Source organism: Anaeropeptidivorans aminofermentans, assembly GCF_940670685.1.
Taxonomy (GTDB): domain Bacteria; phylum Bacillota; class Clostridia; order Lachnospirales; family UBA5962; genus Anaeropeptidivorans; species Anaeropeptidivorans aminofermentans.
This window is the reverse complement of record NZ_OW711693.1, coordinates 2063390-2088096: the sequence shown is the minus strand read 5'-3', so window position 1 is coordinate 2088096 and position 24707 is coordinate 2063390. Positions and strand designations below refer to the sequence as shown.

The following is a 24707-nucleotide window of genomic DNA, read 5'->3' as shown; positions in this document are numbered from 1 at the left end:
TGGCTTCCGTATACCTCAAAAAACCGTTATAGTTAATAAAGATGAAACTTCTTTGTCAGCCATAAGGAGGCGCTCGCTTTAAAAACTATTTACAGGCGCAGGCTTGCATAATTTTTTTAGCTCCCTTAGTATAAATTAAAAAGGTGGAATATTTATGATAAGTGATAGAGTAAAATCAGGTTCGGAGCGTACTCCCCACCGTTCATTATTTAAGGCAATGGGCTATACGGACGAAGAGCTCAGAAGGCCCTTAATCGGCGTAGTAAATGCCCATAACGAGGTTATTCCCGGCCATATTCATCTTGACACCATAGCAGAAGCTGTGAAAAGAGGAATCCTTGCCGCAGGCGGAACACCCATTGAGGTTCCGGCCATCGGTGTATGTGACGGAATCGCCATGGGTCATGTGGGAATGCGCTATTCCCTGCCCAGCAGAGAGCTGATTGCAGACAGTGTTGAAACTATGGCTATGGCTCATGGTTTTGACGGGATGGTTCTGATACCCAATTGCGATAAAATTGTTCCCGGAATGCTTATGGCGGCGGCAAGGGTGAATATTCCTTCCATATTTGTAAGCGGCGGCCCTATGCTTTCAGGAAAAGTAGGCCCTGTGACAGATGTTACGGAAGTAAGCCTTTCGAATACATTTGAAGCCGTAGGAGCATATAAAGCAGGAAAAATAGACGACGAAGAATTGAAAGATTTTGAAAATTCATCCTGTCCTACCTGCGGTTCCTGCGCAGGAATGTATACGGCAAACTCCATGAACTGTCTGACAGAAGCCTTGGGCATGGGCCTTCCCGGAAACGGAACCATTCCTGCCGTTTACGCCGCCAGAATCAGGCTTGCCAAGGAAGCGGGCTTTGCCATAATGGATATTTTAAAAAAAGATATAAAGCCAAGGGATATTATGACGGAAGAAGCTTTTATGAATGCCCTTACAATCGATATGGCCCTGGGATGCAGCACCAATTCAATGCTTCATCTTCCGGCAATTGCCTATGAAGCAGGGGTCATTATAGACCTTGAAATAGCCAATGAAATCAGTGCAAAAACACCGAATCTTTGTAAGCTTGCCCCTGCGGGCCCTCATCATATTGAAGAGCTTAACGCTGCCGGCGGCATACAGGCGGTGATGAAGGAAATTGCGAAAAAAGGCCTTCTGAACCTTGACTTAATGACGGTTACGGGAAAAACCATAAGAGAAAACATAGAGAAATTCTCCAATAAAAATCCAAATGTTATAAGGCCAGTTGAAAATCCTTATTCCGAAACCGGCGGCATTGCCGTATTAAAGGGGAATCTTGCGCCTTTAGGCTGTGTTGTAAAAAGGTCTGCGGTAGCCCCTGAAATGCTTAAGCACAGCGGCCCCGCAAGAGTGTACAATTCCGAAGAGGAAGCCATAGAAGCTATTTTCGGCGGTAAAATCAATAAAGGCGATATTGTTATCATCCGCTATGAAGGTCCGAAAGGCGGCCCGGGCATGAGAGAAATGCTTTCGCCTACCTCTGCCCTTGCAGGAATGGGTCTTGATAAAGACGTTGCTCTTATTACCGACGGAAGATTTTCAGGTGCTTCCAGAGGGGCAAGCATAGGCCATGTATCCCCTGAAGCTGCCGAAGGCGGCAATATTGGTCTTGTTGAAGAAGGGGACATTATAAATATTGATATCAATGCAGGAACCATAGAGCTTGATGTATCCGAAGATACCCTTTCTGAAAGAAGAAAGACATGGAGGCCTAAAAAGCCCAGCATTACAACAGGCTATCTTGCAAGGTATGCAAAGCTTGTTACAAGCGCAAATACAGGTGCAGTTTTAAAAAATGACTAAAGCCCCTAATTAATTAATATATATTCAGCGAACTTAAAAACGATATCAGCGTATACTTATAAATCATTTTTAAGTGAGTGCCTTCTTATGGCGTATATATTTATTTTAGTTCAGAGCCGGCCGGTCTATAAAGCTTTAAGGTTAGGAGGTATATATGTTAATTTCAGGAGCTGAAATTATAATAGAATGTTTAAAAGAGCAAGGGGTGGATACGGTTTTCGGCTACCCGGGAGGGGCCGTATTGTTTATTTACGACGCCCTCTATAAATATAGAAACGAGATTAATCACTATCTTACAAGCCATGAACAAGGGGCGGCTCATGCTGCCGACGGGTATGCCCGTTCAACGGGGACAGTGGGTGTATGCATCGCCACAAGCGGCCCCGGGGCTACAAATCTCGTTACAGGGATAGCGACGGCCTATATGGATTCCGTTCCTATGGTTGCTATTACAGGAAACGTAGGGAAAAATCTTCTGGGAAAGGATAGTTTTCAGGAGATTGATATAACGGGAATCACCATGCCTATCACGAAGCACAGCTTTATTGTAAAAGACGTGGAAAAAATAGCAGATGCCATACGGAAGGCGTTTTATATAGCTCAAAGCGGCAGAAAAGGTCCTGTTTTAATCGACATTACAAAAGATGCTACGGCGGCCATGTGCGAATACGTTCCGCAAATCCCTAAAAAGCCGGAAATCGTATCCGATAGGCTTAAAGAAAGGGATATTGAAGAAGCTTCAAGGCTTATAAACGAAGCGGAACGCCCTTTTATCATTGCAGGCGGCGGCGTTATTCTTTCGGAAGCTGAAAAAGAGCTTAGAGCTTTTGTTGAAAAAATTGATGCCCCTGTTACCCTTACTTCTATGGGGATAGGCGCATTTCCCTCTGATAATCCTTATTATACGGGTATGATAGGCATGCACGGAACAAAGGCTTCAAATACAGGGGCTATGGAATGCGATTTGCTTATCGCTTTGGGAACAAGATTTTCCGACAGGGTAGTAAGTGATGTGAATAAATTTGCCCCTAATGCTAAAATACTTCATTTCGATATTGATCCTGCGGAGATTGATAAAAACATCGTAAGTTATTGTTCCGTTGTGGGGGATTTAAAGCTTTCCCTTTCAAGGATACTGCCAAGAATAGAAGAAAAGAAGCATAAGGAATGGACGGGGCATATTCTTCACCTTAAAGAAGCATATCCTCTTAAATATGAAAATACAGAAGGGCTTAAACCTCAGTATATCCTCGAAACAATATCCGAGCTTATCAATAAAGACGATATCGTTGTTACGGAAGTCGGGCAGCATCAAATGTGGGCCTGCCAGTATATTAAAAGAGAAAAACCCGGAACTTTTCTTACCTCCGGCGGTTTGGGAACAATGGGCTATGGCCTCGGGGCAAGTATCGGGGCTTCCATAGGAAATCCTGAAAGAACCGTATTTAATATCGCAGGTGACGGCTGTTTCAGAATGAATAATATTGAGCTTGCAACGGCTGTTGAATATAATTCCAATGTGAAAGTGGCAATTATAAATAATCATTCCCTCGGAATGGTCCGCCAGTGGCAAAGTTTATTCTACGACAAAAGATATTCCCATACTACCATCAACAGAACCACAGATTTTGCAGAGCTTGCAAAGGCTTATAAATGCCTTGCCTTTCATGTTACAAAGAAAGAGCAGGTAGAGCCTGTTTTAAAGGAAGCCATAAGTCATAAAGGGCCTGTAGTCATTAATTTTGAAATCAGTGCCGATGAAATGGTGTATCCTATGGTTCCTCCGGGGGCAGGAATAGACCAGATTGTAATGGAATAATTTTAAAAAGACTTAAGGATTTATCCCCTTAAGTCTTTTATTATGAAAAGGAATAAACTTATATAGGTGAAGTTTAAGCTAGAGAGCAATAAATGTACTGTTTCCAAAAAAATCTGTATTTTGAGTCTTTAGTGAATGGCTTTTGTTACTGTAATTAAATTATTTTACTATACATAATACTTTATGATATACTTAAGACAGAGAATCTTATGATACTTATTGGCATAATATTAAACCATTCCATATGAAATACAGCATAAAAATATAATAAGGGGAACGGAGAATAGAATGAAAATAGCTTTAATTGCCCATGACAAAAAGAAGGAAACGATGCTTGAATTTGTACAGCAGCATAAGGAGATTTTACAGGACCATGAGCTTTTTGCAACAGGGACTACCGGAAAAATAATAATAGAAGAGACGGGCCTTCCCGTATGCCGTTTTAATTCCGGCCCCCTCGGAGGAGACCAGCAGATAGGGGCTAAGGTGTCGGAAGGGGAAATGGATTTGGTTATATTCTTTAGAGACCCTCTTACTTCTCAGCCTCATGAACCCGATGTAAATGCTCTTTTAAGATTATGCGATGTTTATAATATACCCCTTGCTACGAATATTACAGGGGCTTTGGTAATGCTTAGAGCTATTGAAGACGGCATAGATGATTTTAAAGAACTTTTAAACTAAAAAAAGGACGCAAAAGCGTCCTTTTTAATTGTATCTCATACAATAAACCACCTGCTATGCAGGTGGAGGGAAAATGCTTTAGCTTCAAGAAAAATACCCCCTGTGATAAAATAAAGTGGGTTTGCCAACCACAATTATTAGATCATAGGAGGTGTGTCCGATGGACAAAAATAGTTTATCACATACAACCTGGGAATGTAAATATCATCTGGTATTTGCTCCAAAGTATCGAAGACAAATAATTTATGGAAGATTAAAGGCGGATATAGGAAAGATACTTAGAGAATTATGTGAAAGAAAAGGTATAGAAATAATAGAAGCAGAATGTTGTAGTGACCATATACACATGTTAGTCAGAATACCACCTAAATATAGTGTATCAGAGATAATGGGATATTTGAAAGGAAAGAGTTCTTTAATAATATTCGATAGACATGCAAATTTAAAATATAAATATGGGAATAGACATTTCTGGTGTAGAGGATATTATGTTGATACAGTAGGTAAAAATGCGAAAAAAATAGAAGAATACATTAGAAATCAAATACAAGAAGATAAAGTAGCAGATCAAATTTCATTGTTAGAATATATTGACCCGTTTACGGGGGAGCCAGTGAAAGGAAATAAAAAATAAACCGCTTTAGCGGTTATTGGGAAGTAAATGCGGTTGGCAAACCGCTTCGATGCGTCCTCAGACGCATGCCAGTAAGAGCCCCTTATAGGGGCAGAGCAAACTACCGGCTAAGCCGGTAGTTATGATTTAAAAGCTCTTAGAATAATATTTTATGCTTAGGGATTCCGTTTTCAAAGAAGCTTGGAACTTCTCCCTGAATAAGAGGAAGCATATAATCCATAAGTTCTTGTGTAACGTCGTTTTTGCTTTCACTGATCCATTCAAGAGGTACTTTCTTTTCTCTGTTTGCTATGGAATCTACAGGAGCATAGCCAAGCTTGATTTCATAAGGACTGTCGGAAATTCTTTCAAGGCTTACCATGATGTTTCCTTTGCCTTCTACAAGATGTTTAACGGCTCTGATACCTAAGTTTTTAGATTCTCTTAAGTCTGTGGCGCTTGCAAGATGTGCGGCACTTCTTTGAATAAGGCTTAATTCTATGGGGCGTACTTTATAGCCTAACTCATTCATAACAAGCTTTTCAAGAACTCTTGCAGAACCTGCAATATGCTTATGACCGAAAGCGTCTACGAAAGCGTTTTCTGAATCTTCTTCGGAAACATATTTTCCGCTTTTACCCTTTATTCCTTCGCTTATAGCTACTAATACGCCGTTTGTTTTTGTGAAAGCTTCCTTTATGTCTTCAAGGAATTTTTCACTGTCAAAAACTGTTTCGCAAAGATAAATAAGGTTTGGACCCATTCCGCCGTGAATTCTTGAAAGCGCGGAGGCAGCTGTGAGCCACCCTGCATTTCTTCCCATTACTTCAACGATAGTTACGGATTTTGTGTCATATACGCGGCAGTCTCTTTCAAGCTCTGTGAAGGTTGTACCGATATATTTAGCCGCAGAACCGTAGCCGGGGCAGTGATCTGTAGATACAAGGTCGTTATCTATGGTTTTAGGAACACCGATTACAATAATATCGTCGCGGTTTTTTGCTTTTAAATATTTGCCTAATTTATCTACCGTGTCCATAGAGTCGTTTCCGCCGACATAAGCAAAGAAGCCGATATCATATTTATCGAAGATACGAAGTATAGAGGCATAATCGGAATCGTCTTTTTCCGGAAGCGCTAATTTATAGCGGCATGAGCCTAATGCAGCCGAGGGGGTATGATAGAGACGCATGATGTCTGTCGGGTTTCCAAAGGCTTCTCCAAGGTCGATAAAATCTTCATTTAATACACCTTTTATACCATGCTTTGCACCATAAATCTTGTCTATGGAAGGCTCCTTTATTGCCTGCTCTATAAGCCCGGATATTGTTGCATTTATGGCTGAGGTAGGTCCGCCGGACTGAGCCATCAGTATGTTCCTGCCCATTAAAAAACACTCCTTTTGTCTTTTGGAATTATATTGTGAGAATCTTATTTATGGATTATATAAATTAAGATTTATATAAATGCCGTTTACTGAAGAAAAAATACTGCTTTGAATTTTCTTCAACTATTATAAAAATCAATACCACTGTATTTTTACATAGAAAGCAAACCTTGTCAATAGCATAAATTGTACAAAAATTATAGTGGAAGACCCTTTTGAATATTCTGGTCTTCTGTGCTTATTGTCTATTGTCGATGATGCCTTCTGATATAAATATGACAAGAGCATCAATTACAAAAGTAACAATGGCACAGATAACTAATGCAGGAATATGAATCAAAATGAATTCTCCGTTTGAAGTATATCCCATTATTACAAAAGCTGCGTATATGCCAAGAATAATTAAAAGCACTATGGATTTTAAAAATCCCGCAACCATAGACCGAAGAAGCATAAGAGGGGCATCAAGAAATACGGAATAAGCAAAAAGGTCTATAAAGCCTGAAGCGCTCAAAATAAAAAAGTACATTAATGCTATGACCATTGATACACCAAAAGCTATTCCCGAACCGTATCCAAATATGAAAAGAAGTACAGCCTTTGCAAAAATTTCAAAATTACTTACAACAGAAATAGCGACAATTTTTTTGAAGGATTTCTCAGGTATGAGAAATATTGCAGGGCTTAATATATCCTTGGGTAACGGCGAAACAATAAAAAGAGAAATAATCATAATGATAAATATGAAAAAATAAGTCATAAAAGTGCTTAAAGGGAAGCTGTCTATGCCGCCCCCGGATTCTACGCTCCAGTTTGTAACTTTAAGGATAACGAAATATATGGCCATTACAAGGCCTATATTTAGAACATTTGAGGAAAGAAAAAGCTTGCTGCTTCTTCTGTAGTCTATCCATTGTTTTGAAATGATTGCCTTATATCCTGTAAACCTTATAGGAATGGAATCTTTTACTTTATTGGTTATACTGATGCTTTGGCCGCTTTTTTTACGGAGCCTTCTGTTAAAGTTCTTTTCGGCTATTTCAAGGGCCGGCTCTGCCATATTTACTTTAATGTAATAAGGGGAGAGAATAAATATGATATTTATAAGAATGATTCCCCCTATGGATAAATAAGCGGATAAATCAGGGGCAGTTACTATTTTAGCGGCATTTATAAATAATCCTGATATAGGTACAAATTTCCATATATCTTTAGAGAAATATTCATTGAAAATTTTAGGGCTTAAGACATTTTCTAATATGCTTTCTATATTGGTTGCCCCTATAGAGTTATAGCTTAATAAAAAGCCGATGAGTATAAGAGCAGTCCCTCCGAAGACAATTACTTCCAATGCCCTGTAGATGAAAAGATTTTTATTTCTTACCATCAGAAGAAAAATACCTGACATAATAATCGTTAAAACAAGGAGCGCCTCCCAAAGATAGAGCATTAGAAACTGAATATTATTTAAGTGATAATATGGCCTTATGATATTTATATTGAAATTAGTAAACACCAATAAGAATAAAAATAACTGATAAGAACCTTTTAAAAAGATATAGATTAAAATATTATGCTCTTTTATGGGGGATACAAAAAACATATTTGCCTCTGCCTTTGAAATCAGCAAAGTTCCAGCCTGGGCAAAGCTCAAAAGAAGGGCGGCAAGAGCAATGATGAATCCTGCTGCCTCGATGCTTAGTTCAGGGGCCCCGTAAGGCATTACGTTATTCATATCCTGGCTTACAAAGCTCAAGGCAAACATTCCTATAAAGAAAATTACCATAAGAAGAGCCAGCTTATTTGATTTTAGATAATTTTTGATTTGTTTTATTCCTATAGAGATAAGAAGACCCATTTAATTGCCCTCCGTAATACTGAAAAAGATTTCTTCAAGGCTTTTTCCGGAATACTCGGATTCGAAGTCCTTTCTTGTTCTTTCAAAAACGACTTGGCCTTGATTTAGTATAATTACTTTATCCCATATTTCCTCAAGGGTATCAATAATATGGGTGCTGATTAAAATGGAGACGCCCTTTTCTTTTAATTCTTCAAAAAGGCCTTTGCATGTTCTGATGGCTTTGGGGTCAAGGCCTACAAGAGGCTCATCAAACATAATAAATTTAGGCTCCGTAATAAGAGCGCATATGATACTGAGCTTTTGCTGCATTCCCTTTGAAAGTTCTTTTCCAAGCTTATCTTTTTTATCATCCATTTCAAAAAGAGTTAAGTATCTTTCGATTTTTTCCGATGCTTCAGGAACTTTATAGGCCTTTGCTATAAAATCGCAATGCTCCATAACCGTAAGATATTCAAATTGATGCGGTATTTCAGGTACGTATGAAAAAATTCTTTTTGCGTCTGTAGACGTATTTTTAAATCCGTTAATCTTTATTTCACCGTCATAATTTATCAGGCCGCTGATAGACTTTATCGTTGTGCTTTTGCCTGCACCGTTTGGGCCAAGGAGAATGGAAATCTCCCCAGAGGCTACGGAAAAGCTTATATTGTCAACAGCGGTAGTCTTTTTATACCTTTTTGTAAGGTTATATACTTCAAGCATAGTAATGATCTCCTTATATGATGATTTTGTTTTAAATACGGTAAATATAGCTTAATTATAGCATATTTTCATAAGGGAATAAAACTTTCAGTAATGGATACGTATAAAATCAGGTAAAAGTTGGTTTTTTCTTATTATTTTAAAATCGATTTCTATTATTATGGAAGGTATTTTATGCAGATAGTTTTATTTCCAAAACGAAAAGCAGGCTGAATCCATGGAAATCCTTATAATATTTTAATTTATAGCTTATAATATATATTGCATTTGGCTTATGCAGGTGTTATAATGGATTAAGCAGATTTTTTCCTAACAAGAGTGGGTATATACCCACTCTTGTTTATTGGTGTAGCAGTAAAGAATGAAAAGGGTGATTTTATGGCTATAAAGGACGTTGTATCTATAATAAAAAATTCTATTCTGCCTATTTTTGAAAATAATGGATACGAGCTTTATGATATTGAGTTTGTTAAAGAAGGACCTAATTGGTATTTAAGGATTTATGCAGACAAAGAAGGCGGAATTACTATAGACGACTGTGAACTTATAAGCAAGGAAACAAGCGCTATACTTGACAAAAACGACCCTATTGAACAAGCTTATATCCTTGAGGTAAGCTCTCCGGGCATTGACAGACCCCTTAAAAAGCCCGAGGATTATGAAAAATATAAAGGCGAGATTGTAGATATTAAGCTTTATAAGTCAGTAGATAAAGTAAAAGCATTTCAGGGAAAGCTTTTAGGCCTTGAAGAAGAAACAGTGACGATAGAAGATGAAGATGGTAAGGTTTTAAGCTTTAAGCTTAGCGACATTGCTTCTTGCAGACTTAGTGTAATTTTTTAGTAAAGGGAGGTTTATAGAAAATGGGCAACAATTCAGAATTAATTGAGGCTCTCAACCAAATTGTTCGGGAAAAAGGTATAGATGCAGATGTCATATTTGAAGCAATAGAAACGTCGCTTATAACCGCATGCAAGAAAAATTTCGGAAACAATCAAAATGTAAAAGTTAAAATCGACAGGGAAACGGGAGACGTACAGTGCTTCGTTCAGAAGGAAGCAGTTGAAACCGTAGAAGATTCTCTTATGGAGATTTCCCTGGAAAATGCGAAGGAAATAAACCCCGTTTATGAATTAGGAGATATTGTTGATATTATCGTTACCCCTAAGAATTTCGGAAGAATCGCCGCTCAGACGGCAAAACAGGTAGTTGTTCAGAAATTCAGGGAAGCTGAAAGAGAGATCCTTTACAGTGAGTATATTACGAAGGAAAAGGACATTGTAACAGGCATTATTCAAAGAAAAGAAGGAAAGAATATTATAATCGTTTTAGGAAAGGTCGACGCAATGCTTTCTGCAAATGAGCAGATTGCAGGAGAAGAATACAGGCCTTCCCAAAGAATAAAGGTATACGTCGTTGAAGTAAAGCAAACTTCAAAGGGCCCCCTTATTAATGTTTCAAGAACCCATCCTGAGCTTGTAAAAAGGCTTTTTGAACATGAGGTTCCCGAAATATTTGAAGGCATTGTTGAAATTAAATCCATATCGAGAGAAGCAGGCTCCAGAAGTAAAATTGCCGTATATTCCAATAATCCCGACGTAGACGCCGTAGGCGCCTGTGTAGGACAGAATGGATACAGGGTAAATATCATCGTAAACGAGCTTAACGGAGAGAAAATAGATATTATTAACTGGAGTTCAGACCCAAGAGAATATATAGCGTCTGCTTTAAGCCCCAGTAAAGTATTGGCCGTTATCACCGATCCTGCTACTCAAAGTGCAAAGGTTATTGTTCCAAACCATCAGCTTTCCCTTGCCATCGGTAAAGAAGGGCAGAATGCAAGGCTTGCCGCAAAGCTTACCGGCTGGAAAATCAATATTAAAAGTGAGGCTTCCGCTAAAGAACCGGGCTTCCTTACGGAAGAAGAGTACGATATGTACTTTAACGGGCAATATAATTTAGATGACGCCTCTTATGAACAGGATTACGTTCAATATTATGAAAATGATATAGAAGATAATGATTATAATTAAGAACAGGTGGTTGTTATGAAGCAAAGAAAGCTGCCTTTAAGAAAATGTACCGGTTGCCAGGAGATGAAGGCAAAAAAGGAGCTTATTAGAATCGTTAAAAACGAGGAAGGTGAATTTTTTGTCGATGAAACAGGGAAGAAGTCAGGCAGGGGCGCTTATATATGCAAAAGCACGGAATGCTTTGAAAAGGCTCATAAGAGCAAAGGCCTTGAAAGGTCTTTCAAATCAGCCGTACCCAAAGAAATATATGAGAAGCTTAAAACCGAGCTTGAAAAGCATATAGGTAACGCAAATGGATAAAAAGGCTCTTTCATATTTAAGCATAAGTCAAAAGGCGGGCTTAGTTGTAACAGGAGAGGGGGCCTGCGAAAAAGCTATATCGTCAGGGCAGGCCAAGCTTGTTATTATTGCTTCGGATGCATCTGACAACACGAAAAAGAAGTTTTCAAACAAGTCTGATTATTACAAGATACCCAATGTTGTCTGGGGCTTGCGTGATGAAATAAGCAGGGCCATAGGAAAGAATAACAGGCCGGTTGCCGTAATAATTGATAAAGGCTTGGCAGATAGGATATTGTTGTTTTTAAGGGAGTAATTCCTTAAGGGTTAAAACGGAGGTGGCAATTTGTCGAAAATCAGAGTGCATGAGCTCGCTAAAGAGTTAAATATAAGCAGCAAGGAGCTGTTAAACTGTATCGAACGTTTAGGGATAAAAGATAAAAAACCGGCATCTAATCTTGATGTTAATGAAATAAACACAGTTAAGGATTTTTTCAAAAATGCTTCATCAGGGGCATCTAAACCCCAGCCAGCAAAAGAGGAGCCTAAGCCAAGACCTGCTGAAAATCAGCAGCATCATCAGCAGAATAGACCTTCTGAAGGCAGAAGCTATCAGCAAAGGCAGGGAGCTTCTAACCAAGGTCAAGACAGAGGACAAAGAAGACCTTCTCCTCAGGGGAATCAGGGCCAGGGTCAAAACCAAGGGCAAAACAGAAGCTATCAGGATAGAAATCAAGGCTATAACAATAACAGATATTCTCAAGACAGACCAAGGCCTGCAGGAACAGGCCAGTCAGGTCAGCAAAGAAGCTATAGCCAGAATCAAGGTACGCAGCAGAGAAGTTACAGCCAGAATCAGGGCCAAGGCCAGCCAAGGCAAGAAGGTACCCAAGGCCAGAGACCTTACAATAATCAAGGTCAGCGTCCTCAGAGGCCTTATCAGGATAGGCCAAGGCCAAATGACCAATCAAGGCCCCAGGACGGCAGAACCCCTTATCAAGGCCAAAATAGAAGACCCTATACGCCTTCTTCCGATGGCGGTAAGGATCAGGGCAAGGATCAGCCTTATGGACAGCGCAGGCCCCAGCAGGGCGGTTTTCAAAGGCCCGGCGGAGCGCCGAAGAGCTCTAAAACAGAGCTTGTAACCGCGGCAAAACCGAATCAGAAAGATCCTCAAAAAGGCTTAAAAAGGCATGAGAAAAATAAAGATCCCAAAGATAAGTTTTTTGAAGAAAAGACAGAGCCAAAGGCAGAAGTTGTTTTAAAGAAGCCGGCTCCAAAACTTGTGGCTAAGCCTAAAACAAATCCGAAAAAGAACGCCAAAAGAGAAAAGAAAAAACTTTTGCAAGCTCAGAGGGAATTGGAAGAGGCTAAAATGCTGGAAGAAGACAACGAAGAGATTAAGATAATTCAGATAGGCAAGAGTATAACAGTTAAGGATTTAGCTGATAAAATGAAGAGGCCGACATCTGATATTATAAAGCCCCTTATGAAAATAGGCATTATGGCTACCATAAATCAGGAAGTTGATTTTTATACTGCTTCAAATATAGCGGAATCTTTTGATATTATTGTAGAGCCTGCCGACGAAATAGATATTTTAGAAGAGGCCTTCAAAGAAGATGAAGACGACGATGCAAACCTTGTTGAACGCCCTCCGGTAGTTGTAGTTATGGGCCATGTTGACCACGGAAAAACGTCCCTCCTCGACTCCATAAGAAAAAGCCATGTTACGGAAGGAGAAGCAGGGGGCATAACCCAGCATATCGGTGCCTATACAGTAAACATCAATAATAAGCCTATTACTTTTCTCGATACTCCCGGCCATGAGGCGTTTACAGCTATGAGAATGAGGGGCGCTCAGGTTACGGATATTGCCATTCTTGTAGTGGCGGCGGACGACGGCGTTATGCCTCAGACTATAGAGGCGATAAATCATGCCAAGGCCGCAAATCTTGAAATCATTGTCGCTATTAATAAAATAGATAAGCCTTCTGCGAATCCCGATAGAGTGAAGCAGGAGCTTACAGAGTATGGTATTTTGACAGAGGACTGGGGCGGTTCTACGATTTGTGTGCCTGTATCAGCCACACAGAAAACAGGAATCGACCAGCTGCTTGAAATGATTCTTCTTGTGGCCGAAATACGTGAGCTTAAGGCGAACCCCAACAAGAGAGCCAGAGGAACCGTTATTGAAGCAAAACTTGATAAGGGCAGAGGTCCCGTTGCAACTGTGCTTGTTCAGGACGGCAGCCTTAAAATAGGAGACCCTATTGTTATAGGCTCTTGCTACGGAAGAATAAGAGCAATGACAGACGATAAGGGTACAAGGGTTAAAAAAGTAGGCCCGTCTATCCCTGTTGAAATCATCGGCTTAAATGACGTACCTATGGCGGGAGATATGTTCTATGTTGCTCAGAGCGAAAGACATGCCCGTCAGGTTTCTGAAAGTGTTCATGCTCAGGGAAGAGAGGATATGATTAAAAACACCCCTCAGAAGGTTTCCCTTGATGATTTATTCAACCAGATTAAATCAGGCAATGTAAAAGAGCTTAATATCATTATAAAAGCAGACGTTCAAGGTTCTGTGGAAGCGGTAAAGAACAGCCTTGAAAGGCTTTCAAATGATGAGGTTCGTATCCGTACGATTCACGGCGGCGTAGGTGCCATAACAGAATCCGACGTTATGCTTGCTTCTGCTTCAAATGCCATTATTATCGGCTTTAACGTAAGACCTGAAAACATGGCAAAATCTGTTGCCGATGCTGAAAAGGTAGATATGAGGCTTTATAGAATAATTTATAATGCAATTGAGGATATTACTACTGCAATGAAGGGCCTTTTAGACCCTGTATTTAAGGAAAAGGTTACAGGTCATGCAGAAATAAGGCAGCTTTTCAAGGCTTCCGGCGTAGGTACCATCGGTGGTTCTTACGTAACCGACGGAAAGATTGCAAGAAACTCTAAGGTAAGAATTGTGCGTAACGGCATCGTTGTACACGAAGGAGAGCTTGGAGCTCTTAAGAGATTCAAAGACGATGTTAAAGAAGTTAACACAGGCTATGAATGCGGCCTTTCATTCAACAACTTCAATGATATAAAAGAAGGCGACATAGTAGAGGCTTATATTATGGAGGAAATACCAAGATAGGCCTTCATGAGAGGTGTTAAATATGAAACGACCCAGCAATAAAAATAGAATCATGCGTATAAACGACGAGATTTTAAGAGAGGTTTCAGATATTATACGCAGTGAAATAAAAGATCCAAGGCTTCCTTTAGTCGTAAGCGTAACAAAGGTTGATACTACAAGCGACTTAAGCTATTGCAAAGTTCATATTTCCATTATGGGAAGTGACCATGAAAAAAAGGAAGCTTTAGATGTTCTTAAAAGCTCGGCCGGCTTTATAAGAGGGCAGATTGCAAGAAGAATAAACTTAAGAAATACGCCCGAGTTTAAATTTGTCATTGATGACTCTATGGAATACAGTATAAAGATTTCAAAGCTTATCGATGAAGCCAACAAGCCTCGGGAGGACTAATCATGAAAAAAAACAACACCTATGAGGAAGTTTCGGAGCTTATCCGAAATTCTAATGATATAGTGGTTGCCGGTCATATTAGCCCTGACGGGGACGCGGTGGCGTCTAGTCTTGCACTTGCCGTGAGCATCAATAAATTGGGGATAAAATGCAGAGTTCTTATAGACGATTATCAAAGCAGATATTCCTTCATTAAGGGTACGGAGTATATCTATAGGGATTCCTACAGTGATTTAAACCCTGATTTATTTATTGCCGTTGACTGCGGGGATATAGGAAGAGTCGGAAAGGCTTTAGAGGTATTTGAAAGAGCCGAAAAAAAGCTTGTAATCGATCATCATGCAAGTAATAATTATTTCGGTCAGTATAATATTATAGAGCCTGAGGCTTCGTCTACATCTGAAATGATATATAAGCTTGTTAGAATTTTTGACAATATAGATATTGATATTGCTTCCGCTTTATATGCAGGCATTGTTTTTGATACAGGGGGGCTTCGGTTTCAAAGCACTTCCCCTGAAACTTTAAAAACCATTATAAGCCTTTATGAATACGGAATCCCTTTTACAGATATTTATACGGAAATCATGAGCAGGCACAGTTTCAACGAAGCAAAAATATTCTCCAGAGCCATCAGCAAAATGAATATGGAAAACGGCATTGTATCAAGCTATGTTACTCAGGCTGAGTTGCAGGAGTTTTCTGTCAAATCAGGAGCCCTTGAAGGCATAGCTGAATATATGATTAATACTCGGGGTGCTGCCGTTTCAGTTTTTGCTTATGAAAAGGCTGAAAGAGATATAAAAATAAGCTTCCGATCCACAGGCATTGATGTAAGTAAAATCGCTGTGGAATTCGGCGGCGGGGGCCATATCTATGCGGCAGGCTGCTCCATGGAAGAAGATGTCCTTACGGCACTTTCCAAAGCTGTAAGCCGTGTTGAAAGAGAGCTTAAAAATGACGAATGACGGCATCATCAATATATATAAGGAAAAAGGCTATACATCGCATGATGTTGTGGCCATAATCAAAAGAACCCTTAAAATAAAAGCAGGACATACAGGAACTCTCGACCCGGAAGCGGAGGGGGTGCTTCCCGTATGTCTTGGCAAAGCTACAAAGCTTGCAGACTATATCCAAGGCGGAACAAAGGGCTATCGGGCTCTTTTGCGCCTTGGTATAGAAACAGATACCCAGGATATGACGGGCAATATTATCTGTCAAAAGGATGAAATTCCTCACCGTGATGAAATATTAAAGGCTATTTTATCCTTCGCAGGAGAGCAGGAGCAAATTCCTCCCATGTATTCAGCCATAAAGGTTTCCGGGCAGAAGCTTTATGAGCTTGCAAGAAAAGGTGTGGAGATTGAGCGTAAGCCGAGAGCCATACATATTTATGCCATTGAAAATATTGAATTTATTAACGATTATACCATCAGCATGGACGTTCTTTGTTCCAAGGGAACCTATATCAGAACCCTTTGCCACGATATTGGAAAGCTTTTAGGCTGCGGCGGCTGTATGGAAGCCCTTACAAGGATACAATGCGGTAAGTTTTTTATAAAAGACAGCATTAAGCTGGAAGTCATTAAGGAATTAGCTGAAAAGGGCGATATAGAGAGCATTATTATACCGCCTGATGAGGCTCTATATAATATGAAAAGTATATTTGTTCGGGAAGAAGCCAACAAATATTTATATAACGGCAATAAAATAAGCACAGGATATTTGTTTGACAAAACAGGCCTTGCTTCAGAGGGAAGATATAAGCTTTATAATTATGAAAAAAAGTTTATAGGAATATATAAGCTTGAGGGAGAATTTGTAAAGCCGGTTACCATATTAACCGACTTAAGCAATATTTAAAGAGTTAAATTAAGCCTTCAGCTTAAATTTCGCTTTTAATAGATGCCATAGATAGAGCAAGGTGATATTTTGATTTATTATGATACAGAAGATTTTAAACTTAATGATACGGTGGTTACAATAGGCAATTTTGACGGCTTGCATCAAGGGCATATGAAGCTTATTGAATCGGTTATAGAGCATAAAAAAGATTTAGGCCTTACAGGCGTGGTGCTGTCTTTTTGGCCGCACCCTAAAGAAGCCTTGAAAGGCATAAAAATAAAGCCCATTTATACCCTTGAAGAAAAGAAGAACCTACTGGAAAATGCATATATAGACGTATTTATTAACTATCCTTTTTCAATTGATTTTTCTCAGAAGGAGCCTGAAGACTTCATAAGAGAAATACTAATAGAAAAACTCGGAAGTCGTATTATTGTTGTAGGAGAGGGTTACCGCTTTGCCAGAAAGCAAAAGGGGGATATTGAAGTTTTAAAATCCTTTGAAGAAAAATATGGCTATAAAACCATTCCCATTCCCCATTGTTTTTTTAATAATGAAAAAATAAGCTCCTCTAATATAAGAGATTATATTATAAACGGGTATATTGATACAGCCGATGAAATGCTTGGCAGATGCTACTATGTAACAGGCAATGTGGTTTACGGCAGAAAGATAGGCAGAACCTTAGGCTTTCCCACAATCAATCTGATACCCCATGAAGATAAGCTGCTTCCTTTAGACGGCGTATATGCTTCCAAGGTATACAGAAAAGATAAAGAATATTTTGGCGTAACAAACGTAGGAAGCAATCCCACAGTTGACGGAAAGATAAAAACTGTTGAAACCTATGTGCTTGGTCTTAATGAAGAAATATACGGAGAGTTTGTAAAGGTTGAGTTTTATAAGATGATACGCAAGGAAGAAAAATTTCATAGCGTAGACGCTCTTAAAGACCAAATGGCTATGGATACTAAAAAGGCAAAAGAATATTTTAATATATAAATATACATAAAAGAGAGAGGGTAACCTCTCTTTTTTTATGCCTAAAAAAATTTTTTAGAACCGGTATTTTTATAGATATGGGTTCTTTTTTAATATGATTTGCTTAAAAAAACAGTTTTTTGCAGTTTAAGAGCATAAACTTTCATTAAATTTCTGTTGAAATTTCATTTTAGATATATTACAATGGGGTTAATAGTAGAGTAAAGTGGTTTGAATTTGATATGAAGTGGTGGATAAAATGTTTCTAGGCGAATATCAGCATAGCCTCGACGGAAAAGGCAGATTGATCGTCCCCTCTAAATTTAGAGAGGGCCTTGGAGAGCGCTTTATTATCACCAAGAGCCTTGATAAATGCCTTTCTATATACACCATTTCTGAATGGACCATCTTTACGGACAAGCTGAAATCCCTTCCCTCATCAGATGCAGGGGTAAGAAGATTTCAGAGGTTTTTTATAGGCGGTGCCGTTGAATGCGAGCCTGATAATCAAAACAGAATATTGATTCCTTCAAACTTAAGAGAATATGCACAGATTATAAAGGAAATAGTATCTGTAGGGCTTACTACGAAAATAGAAATATGGTCAAAGGAAAGCTGGGAAGCTTATAACAGTGAATCAGATTTTATTGACGGAGAGCTGGCTGACAGAATGGCACAGCTTGGCATATAAATTTTTACTCATATCAAAACAGAAATCATACCGGAAGCCTTAGGAAGAGGTGTAATATGGAATATTCACATACCTCTGTGCTTTTAAATGAAAGTATAGAGTATCTTAATATAAAGCCGAATGGCATTTATGTAGACGGAACCCTTGGCGGCGGCGGCCATTCCCTTGAAATATGCAAAAGACTATCACAAGAGGGAAGGCTCTTGGGCATAGACCAAGACGATTTTGCCATAAATTTCGCTAAAGAAAGGCTGAAAGATTTTAAAAATGTAACTTATGTAAGAAATAATTTTTCCCATATACAAACTATATTGGACGAGCTTTCTATAGAAAAAATAGATGGGGCTATTCTTGATTTAGGGGTGTCATCGTTTCAGCTTGACGAAGGAGAAAGAGGATTTTCCTATATGCAGGACGCTCCCTTAGATATGCGTATGGATAAGAGAAAGCATTTGTCAGCTTTTGAAATCGTCAATCAATATGATGAAAAAAAGCTTACAGAAATTATTGATGCTTACGGGGAAGAACGCTGGGCAAAGCGCATAGCCCAGTTTATCGTAAAAGAAAGAGAAAATAAAGACATCACAACGACCTTTGAGCTTGTGAGCATAATTAAAAAGGCTATCCCTAAAAAGGCAAGGGAAGATGGGCCCCATCCGGCTAAAAGAACATTTCAAGCCATAAGAATAGAAGTGAATCAGGAACTTGAAATATTAAAGCAGGCGGTTAACGACATTGTGGACAGGCTTAATCCCCGGGGAAGACTTTGCATCATAACCTTCCATTCGCTGGAAGACAGGATTATTAAAAATGCATTTAAAATTCTTGAAAATCCGTGCACATGCCCCAGTGATTTTCCTATATGTGTATGCAGTAAAAAGCCTTCTGTAAAAATAGTAACAAGAAAACCCATTATCCCAATGGAAGACGAAATAGATATCAATAGCAGATCAAGGAGTGCGAAGCTTAGAGTGGCGGAAAAGCTGTAAGGAGATGATTGTATATGGCTCAGGCAAGGAAAAATGCTTACTATAACAGAAATAATGATTATAACAGTACCTCTACGGCCTATGATTTTAAGCCGGAAGAAAAGGTTAAAAGACGGATAAAAAAGAGAAAGAAGCAAGGCCCCAAATATGTCCGTGCGGAGAATCCCGGTTCAAGCATAGGGTTAGCGGCTTATCTCATAATAGGAGTAATATTTGCCTGTGCTTTTATATGTGTTCTTGCCATCTCAAATACAAACAGACAAAAGCTTGAAAATAATAAGCGTTTGACTCTCTTAAAGGAAGAACAGTCTAATACGGCAAATCTTACGGTGGAAGTTTCCGAAACAATGGATTTGGATAAAATTGAGGAAATAGCAAGAACAAAGCTTAAAATGTCCGAGCCTCAGCCTCATCAAATAAGATATATTAATGTTCCCAAGCAAAGCTATACCATCCATTACGATACTGAAACGACGAATCCCAAGGAAGAAACGAAACTTGCCTCCAGTGGATTTCTCGGCAGCTTAGGGCTATTTAAATAATAGACTAAAGGCTATAACACTATATTTAGGGAATTGATTGTTATGAGAAATAGAAATAATAAATCTATGGACAGAAGATCCATAGAAATTCAAAGAAAAAAAAGAGCCGGAAAACTAAAGTTTATTATATTTTGCTTTATTTTGTGTTTCGTGGGGCTTACTGTAAGAATATTTTACATAAAAGCAGAGTTTGGAAACGCATACGAAAGAGAAGCCATTATTCAGCAGGTAACTAAAAACGCGGTGGATAGAACAATTATGCCCAACAGAGGGGATATTTTAGACAGGAATGAAAATACCCAGGCCCTTGCAGTAAGCACTACGGTATATAATGTAATATTTGACGTTAAGGTTTTTCTTGAAAGAAGAGACAGCCTTGATGAAGATAAACAGGCTGAATATCAAAACAATGCTTTTTCAGCCATTAATGAAATTCTTGAAATCCCCATAGAAACCCTTGAAGGGTATTTAACCTCCAACGCAGAAAGCAATTATCTTAGAATTAAGAAAAATGTCAGCGGAAAAAAGAAAGAAGAGCTTGAACAGCGGGTTTCGGGCTATATTTGGTTTGAGGAAGACACTTTAAGACGGTACCCGGGAAAGAATCTTGCATCTGCTCTTATCGGCTTTACAAGAGGAGATAACAGCAACTGGGGGATAGAGGCCCAGTATAACGACGAGCTTAGCGGAAAAGCAGGGCGGATGGTTCGCCTTTATGATAAAGACAATAATGCCGTAACGGAAAAAATAGACCCTGTAAAGGGCTATACGGTTGTTACAACCATTGATTTAATGATACAGCAGGAAGCTCAGCGCCTTGTTGAAAAATACGGCAAAGAGGCCGAATCGGAAAATGCGGCTATATTGGTTATGGCGCCGAATACCGGCGAGATTATAGCCATGGCCCAATATCCTTCTTATGACCTTAATGACCCCTTTGATATCGCATCTATCAATAAGGAGGATTTAAGAGTCAATCTTGAGCTTCTTGAAGGCGAAAAAAGGACAGAAGCCTTATATTCCATATGGAAGAATTTTAATATTTCATATACATTTGAACCAGGCTCCATCTATAAGCCCCTTGTAGTTGCAGCCGCCTTGGAAGAAGGCGTAATAACGCCTAATGATTCATTTTACTGCGGCGGTGAAAAATATATTCTTGGGGTAAGAATACCCTGCTGGAGTGCAGGCCACGGCCATCAGAATGTGAAAGAGGTTCTTGCCCATTCCTGCAATGTAGGTGTAATGGACATCGTAGAAAAGCTCGGAAGAGAAAAATATTATAAATATCAAAAGGACTATGGCGTAGGCGAAAAGACGGGAATAGACCTTCCGGGAGAAGGCGGAACAGGCACAAGCCTTTATTATACCCTTTCTCAGCTGAATCCTGTAGAGCTTGGGGTATGTGCCATGGGCCAAGGCTTTAATATGACGGCTATACAGATGATAACGGCCTTTTCCTCTGTTATAAACGGTGGGAATTTGATGAAGCCCTATGTAGTTTCAAGAGTAGTAGATGAAAACAAAAATATAGTTTCAGAAAACGAACCTACGGTTCAAAGAAGAATCATTTCAGAAGAAACCTCAAGCTGGATGAGAGAGGCCCTTACGTCTGTTGTGGAAGAAGGGGGAACAGGAAAGAAAGCGGCTATTGAAGGCTATAAAATAGGCGGAAAAACAGGTACAGCCCAGCAGGGTATAAAGGTAGGAGACGGAAGCGAAGCCCTTACCTTAACATTTATGGAATATTTTCCGGCCGATAACCCTCAATACATCATACTTTCCATTATAGACAGATCAACAAATTACGACGGTGCAAATGCAAAGACTATCCCTATGGCAAGGGATTTAACCAGCTTTATAATCCAATACAAGAAAATACCGCCGTCAGAAGAAGCAGAAAAAAGTGAATCAGGGCTTTATGAAGATACGCTTATGATTGAAGACTATACAGGAAAGAGTATTTCAGAAACAATCAACAGCTTAAACTATCTAGGGTTAACTTACGAAGTAACAGGAAGCGGTTCTAAAGTCAAAAATCAAATTCCGGCTTCGGGAACCCGGGTAGCCAAGGGAAGCAAAGTATTTATTACAATTGAAGAGGAAGGTGATGGTCAGGATATCGTTCTTGTTCCAAATGTTGTTGGAATGACAAAGGACCAGGCTCAGGAAATTGTTGTAAAAGCCGGCTTAGTTCCCGTAATTATTGAAAATAAGGTTAATTCAGCCAAAAATGAAGCGCCCCTTGGAAGCAGCACTCAGGAAACCGAAACTCCACCCGAAGATTCTTCCGAGGTACAGGAAGAAAAGGTAGTTTCCCAGCTTATAAGCGAGATAAAAATTCAAAAAGGCACTGAAATAGTTATATATACTGAAAAATCAAATTAATTTTAATTTACAAATGATTCTTTTAAGTTTGATGGCTATGTAAACTTAGCACGAATTCGGGAGGCATACTGTTTCCCGAATTTATTGTTTATATTGGGTAAGCGCCTTTTTATTGTTAACGGTTTTCAACTTTGTTAACGATAAAGAGGTTTTTCTGCATACAGGCCTAATCTCCCTAATAGAATAATAAATATAGTGAAACAAAGTAATCACAGTAGCAAAAACTGTATATTTTATACTTAGTGAACCTGAAAACACCTACAGTGAAGCTAAGTAAAGTTAACAAACTTCTTTTCATCTTTGTTGACAACGAATGGCTTAGATATAGCGTTTTTATATATTTAAACCGTTTATGAGAAACAGGTTTTGTTACTACTTTAATCTTGTTTTGCTTTAGCAAATCAATCTATATTTTATATTAGGGAGCAATGCCTATGGATAAGCCCAATATGCTTATAAAACGAAAGCTTATTTTTATAATGTTTGCCATTTTTATAATTCTCCTTCTGCTTTTGTTTCGAATATTTTATATCCAGTATTTCGAAGGGGAATACCTTCAGGCCCTTGCCTATGAACAGCAGACGAGAGACCGGCTTATAAAGCCCGACAGAGGGAAGATTCTTGATAGGAACATGGTGGAGCTTGCCACTACGGAAACGGTTTCCTCCGTGTCTGTTATCCATAATCAGATACAGGACCCGGAAATGGTTGCGAAGATATTGGCTGAAAGGCTTGACTTGGAATATGAAGATGTTCTTAAGAAAATAGAGAAAAATGTTGCGCTGGAAAGAATAAAAACAAAGGTCGATAAGGAAATAGCAGATGAAATCATGGCCCTGCAGCTGAAAGGGGTCGTCATAGACGAAGATATCAGAAGGATTTATCCTTATTCAAACCTTGCGTCTCAGGTCATCGGCTTTGCAGGTAAAGATAATCAGGGAATTATTGGCCTTGAATCAAAATATGACAAATATCTTATGGGAGAAAGCGGTAAAATACTTACAGAAACAGATGTTTTAGGAAGGGAGCTGAGCTTTAGCCAAAAATACAGGCAGGCACCCGTTGATGGTTATAATCTTGTTACAAGCTTAGACGTTACAATTCAGCAGTATGCTGAACAGATACTTGATAAAGCGCTGGAATTTAAAGATGCTAAAAAAGGTGCAGTAATTTTAATGAATCCCCAAAACGGCGAAATATATGCTATGGTTAATAAACCGGATTTTGATTTAAACGACCCCTTTACCATTAATGACCCGGAGCTTGCCGCTATTTGGGGCAGCTTAACCGAAGAAGAAAAAAACAATCATTTAAACCAAATGTGGAGAAATTTCAGTATTAACGATACATATGAGCCGGGCTCTACATTTAAAATAGTAACTTCCGCAGCAGGCATTGAAGAAGGCATCGTAACAAGTGAATCACGATATGTATGCACAGGGGGCTACACCGTAGGCGACAGATTTATAAAATGCTGGCGTCACCCCAGAAGCCACGGCACCCAGACATTTCTCGAAGGCATACAAAACTCCTGCAACCCTGTATTTATGCAGATTGCAGAAAAGTTGGGTGCAGAAACATTTTACCAATATCTTGATAAATTTGGTATTAATGTAAAAACCGGTGTAGACCTTCCGGGAGAAGCCAAGGGCATTACCCATAAGCTTGAAAACGTAGGCCCTGTGGAGCTTGCGACAATGAGCTTCGGCCAGTCCTTCCAGATAACGCCCCTTCAGCTTATGCGCGCCGCATCTGCATGCGTAAACGGAGGTTATCTGATAACTCCCCATTTTGGAACCAGGATACTCGATAAAGACGGAAACATTATCGAAGAATTTGATTACGGAAAAGGAGAGCAGGTCATATCCAAAGAAACAAGCGAAGCCATGAAGGAAGCTCTTGAAAGCGTTGTTTATTATGGAACAGGGAATAAAACTTATCTTCCCGGCTACAGAATAGGCGGAAAAACAGCGACAAGCGAAAAGCTTCCCAGGAGGTCGGGCAAATATATTTCATCTTTTCTTACCTTTGCGCCGGCAGAAGATCCCCAGGTAATGGCTCTTGTACTTATTGACGAGCCCAAGGGTGTGTATTACGGCGGAACAGTTGCAGGGCCCGTTATGAAAGAGCTTCTGCAGAACGCACTTCCTTATATGGGTATAGAACCTATATATAACGATGAAGAAATATTGCTTGATGAGGTTAAAGAGGTTATAATACCTGATTTAGAAGGCATGAGCATTAAAGACGCCCAAAAGGAGCTTAAAAGCCTTGGTTTAGAGTGGGAAGTCGTAGGCGGAGGGGAAACCGTAAACAAACAATTCCCAAAAGCCTACGAAAATGTCAATGCCGGCTCAAAAATAAAGCTTTACACGGAAATTTCTTTAGAATAAAACTTGGTTTTTATAGGAAAATAAAATATAATATACTCTGATACATGAAAGGCTTATGGCCGAATGAGAAGCTGTCTGGATTATATCAGAATTTACAGTCCGGCTTGCTGATACCAATTGAAAC

General features: G+C 39.3%; 21 protein-coding genes. 18 read left to right on the top strand and 3 right to left on the bottom strand.

Annotation, left to right across the window (positions count from 1 at the left end; all coding sequences use genetic code 11):
• Positions 1-154 precede the first annotated feature (154 nt).
• The 4 genes from ilvD to tnpA all read left to right on the top strand — a co-directional run bounded on the left by ilvD (position 155) and on the right by tnpA (position 4968).
• A complete protein-coding gene (ilvD, locus tag NBX03_RS08725) occupies positions 155-1831 on the top strand; it encodes a dihydroxy-acid dehydratase (protein ID WP_250227402.1) in 1677 nt (558 codons plus the stop codon).
• Between the two features lie 154 nt (positions 1832-1985).
• Positions 1986-3650 (top strand): biosynthetic-type acetolactate synthase large subunit, encoded by a 1665-nt coding sequence (ilvB, locus tag NBX03_RS08720; protein WP_250227401.1) that lies wholly within the window; start codon positions 1986-1988, stop codon positions 3648-3650.
• 288 nt (positions 3651-3938) lie between these two features.
• Entirely contained in the window at positions 3939-4334 is a 396-nt protein-coding gene (gene mgsA, locus NBX03_RS08715) for a methylglyoxal synthase (RefSeq protein ID WP_250227400.1), read from the top strand.
• A 160-nt stretch (positions 4335-4494) separates the two neighbouring features.
• The gene (gene tnpA / locus NBX03_RS08710) at positions 4495-4968 is read left to right on the top strand and encodes an IS200/IS605 family transposase (protein WP_250227316.1); all 474 of its coding nucleotides are present in this window, start codon (positions 4495-4497) and stop codon (positions 4966-4968) included.
• A 136-nt stretch (positions 4969-5104) separates the two neighbouring features.
• Here tnpA and NBX03_RS08705 read toward each other — a convergent pair whose 3' ends face one another.
• From NBX03_RS08705 to NBX03_RS08695, 3 genes are all read right to left on the bottom strand, one after another.
• On the bottom strand, positions 5105-6334 hold the full coding sequence (locus NBX03_RS08705; protein ID WP_250227399.1) for a 6-phosphofructokinase: 1230 nt from the start codon (positions 6332-6334) through the stop codon (positions 5105-5107).
• A 238-nt stretch (positions 6335-6572) separates the two neighbouring features.
• Positions 6573-8192: a putative ABC exporter domain-containing protein gene (locus NBX03_RS08700; RefSeq protein ID WP_250227398.1), complete on the bottom strand. Its 1620-nt coding sequence runs from the start codon at positions 8190-8192 to the stop codon at positions 6573-6575.
• Positions 8193-8897, bottom strand: coding sequence for an ABC transporter ATP-binding protein (locus NBX03_RS08695; RefSeq protein ID WP_250227397.1), 705 nt, complete (start codon positions 8895-8897; stop codon positions 8193-8195). It lies immediately after the preceding gene.
• A gap of 378 nt (positions 8898-9275) precedes the next feature.
• On the opposite strand from NBX03_RS08695, the gene rimP reads away from it, so the two are divergent.
• The 14 genes from rimP to NBX03_RS08625 all read left to right on the top strand — a co-directional run bounded on the left by rimP (position 9276) and on the right by NBX03_RS08625 (position 24583).
• Complete coding sequence (gene rimP, locus NBX03_RS08690) at positions 9276-9740, top strand: ribosome maturation factor RimP (RefSeq protein ID WP_250227396.1); 465 nt, start codon at positions 9276-9278, stop codon at positions 9738-9740.
• 20 nt (positions 9741-9760) lie between these two features.
• Entirely contained in the window at positions 9761-10930 is a 1170-nt protein-coding gene (gene nusA / locus NBX03_RS08685; RefSeq protein WP_250227395.1) for a transcription termination factor NusA, read from the top strand.
• Positions 10931-10945: 15 nt separating this feature from the next.
• Entirely contained in the window at positions 10946-11230 is a 285-nt protein-coding gene (gene rnpM / locus NBX03_RS08680) for an RNase P modulator RnpM (protein ID WP_250227394.1), read from the top strand.
• On the top strand, positions 11223-11525 hold the full coding sequence (locus tag NBX03_RS08675; RefSeq protein ID WP_250227393.1) for a L7Ae/L30e/S12e/Gadd45 family ribosomal protein: 303 nt from the start codon (positions 11223-11225) through the stop codon (positions 11523-11525). Before rnpM ends, NBX03_RS08675 begins: the two co-directional genes overlap by 8 nt.
• 30 nt (positions 11526-11555) lie before the next feature.
• Entirely contained in the window at positions 11556-14360 is a 2805-nt protein-coding gene (gene infB, locus NBX03_RS08670; RefSeq protein ID WP_250227392.1) for a translation initiation factor IF-2, read from the top strand.
• A 22-nt stretch (positions 14361-14382) separates the two neighbouring features.
• Positions 14383-14751 carry a 30S ribosome-binding factor RbfA gene (gene rbfA / locus NBX03_RS08665; protein ID WP_250227391.1) on the top strand — a complete coding sequence of 123 codons (369 nt, stop codon included), beginning with the start codon at positions 14383-14385 and terminating at the stop codon, positions 14749-14751.
• 2 nt (positions 14752-14753) lie between these two features.
• Positions 14754-15719, top strand: a complete 966-nt coding sequence (locus NBX03_RS08660; protein ID WP_250227390.1) for a DHH family phosphoesterase — start codon at positions 14754-14756, stop codon at positions 15717-15719.
• Complete coding sequence (gene truB, locus NBX03_RS08655; protein WP_250227389.1) at positions 15709-16617, top strand: tRNA pseudouridine(55) synthase TruB; 909 nt, start codon at positions 15709-15711, stop codon at positions 16615-16617. The genes NBX03_RS08660 and truB overlap by 11 nt, the downstream gene beginning before the upstream one ends.
• Before the next feature lie 69 nt (positions 16618-16686).
• The gene (locus NBX03_RS08650; protein WP_250227388.1) at positions 16687-17601 is read left to right on the top strand and encodes a bifunctional riboflavin kinase/FAD synthetase; all 915 of its coding nucleotides are present in this window, start codon (positions 16687-16689) and stop codon (positions 17599-17601) included.
• Between the two features lie 238 nt (positions 17602-17839).
• A complete protein-coding gene (gene mraZ / locus NBX03_RS08645; protein ID WP_250227387.1) occupies positions 17840-18271 on the top strand; it encodes a division/cell wall cluster transcriptional repressor MraZ in 432 nt (143 codons plus the stop codon).
• Between the two features lie 56 nt (positions 18272-18327).
• The gene (rsmH, locus tag NBX03_RS08640; RefSeq protein WP_250227386.1) at positions 18328-19260 is read left to right on the top strand and encodes a 16S rRNA (cytosine(1402)-N(4))-methyltransferase RsmH; all 933 of its coding nucleotides are present in this window, start codon (positions 18328-18330) and stop codon (positions 19258-19260) included.
• 14 nt (positions 19261-19274) lie between these two features.
• Positions 19275-19802: a cell division protein FtsL gene (locus tag NBX03_RS08635; protein ID WP_250227385.1), complete on the top strand. Its 528-nt coding sequence runs from the start codon at positions 19275-19277 to the stop codon at positions 19800-19802.
• Between the two features lie 42 nt (positions 19803-19844).
• Entirely contained in the window at positions 19845-22190 is a 2346-nt protein-coding gene (locus tag NBX03_RS08630) for a penicillin-binding transpeptidase domain-containing protein (RefSeq protein WP_250227384.1), read from the top strand.
• A gap of 434 nt (positions 22191-22624) precedes the next feature.
• A complete protein-coding gene (locus NBX03_RS08625) occupies positions 22625-24583 on the top strand; it encodes a penicillin-binding transpeptidase domain-containing protein (RefSeq protein WP_250227383.1) in 1959 nt (652 codons plus the stop codon).
• Positions 24584-24707 lie beyond the last annotated feature (124 nt).

Coding starts and splice junctions, on each gene's coding strand:
- mgsA (WP_250227400.1), top strand. CDS start 3,939: ATGAAAATAGCTTTAATTGCCCATGACAAAAAGAAGGAAACGATGCTT.
- nusA (WP_250227395.1), top strand. CDS start 9,761: ATGGGCAACAATTCAGAATTAATTGAGGCTCTCAACCAAATTGTTCGG.
- rimP (WP_250227396.1), top strand. CDS start 9,276: ATGGCTATAAAGGACGTTGTATCTATAATAAAAAATTCTATTCTGCCT.
- NBX03_RS08675 (WP_250227393.1), top strand. CDS start 11,223: ATGGATAAAAAGGCTCTTTCATATTTAAGCATAAGTCAAAAGGCGGGC.
- rnpM (WP_250227394.1), top strand. CDS start 10,946: ATGAAGCAAAGAAAGCTGCCTTTAAGAAAATGTACCGGTTGCCAGGAG.
- NBX03_RS08635 (WP_250227385.1), top strand. CDS start 19,275: ATGGCTCAGGCAAGGAAAAATGCTTACTATAACAGAAATAATGATTAT.
- NBX03_RS08705 (WP_250227399.1), bottom strand. CDS start 6,334: ATGGGCAGGAACATACTGATGGCTCAGTCCGGCGGACCTACCTCAGCC.
- truB (WP_250227389.1), top strand. CDS start 15,709: ATGACGAATGACGGCATCATCAATATATATAAGGAAAAAGGCTATACA.
- rbfA (WP_250227391.1), top strand. CDS start 14,383: ATGAAACGACCCAGCAATAAAAATAGAATCATGCGTATAAACGACGAG.
- tnpA (WP_250227316.1), top strand. CDS start 4,495: ATGGACAAAAATAGTTTATCACATACAACCTGGGAATGTAAATATCAT.
- NBX03_RS08700 (WP_250227398.1), bottom strand. CDS start 8,192: ATGGGTCTTCTTATCTCTATAGGAATAAAACAAATCAAAAATTATCTA.
- NBX03_RS08660 (WP_250227390.1), top strand. CDS start 14,754: ATGAAAAAAAACAACACCTATGAGGAAGTTTCGGAGCTTATCCGAAAT.
- rsmH (WP_250227386.1), top strand. CDS start 18,328: ATGGAATATTCACATACCTCTGTGCTTTTAAATGAAAGTATAGAGTAT.
- ilvD (WP_250227402.1), top strand. CDS start 155: ATGATAAGTGATAGAGTAAAATCAGGTTCGGAGCGTACTCCCCACCGT.
- mraZ (WP_250227387.1), top strand. CDS start 17,840: ATGTTTCTAGGCGAATATCAGCATAGCCTCGACGGAAAAGGCAGATTG.
- NBX03_RS08630 (WP_250227384.1), top strand. CDS start 19,845: ATGAGAAATAGAAATAATAAATCTATGGACAGAAGATCCATAGAAATT.
- NBX03_RS08695 (WP_250227397.1), bottom strand. CDS start 8,897: ATGCTTGAAGTATATAACCTTACAAAAAGGTATAAAAAGACTACCGCT.
- NBX03_RS08625 (WP_250227383.1), top strand. CDS start 22,625: ATGGATAAGCCCAATATGCTTATAAAACGAAAGCTTATTTTTATAATG.
- ilvB (WP_250227401.1), top strand. CDS start 1,986: ATGTTAATTTCAGGAGCTGAAATTATAATAGAATGTTTAAAAGAGCAA.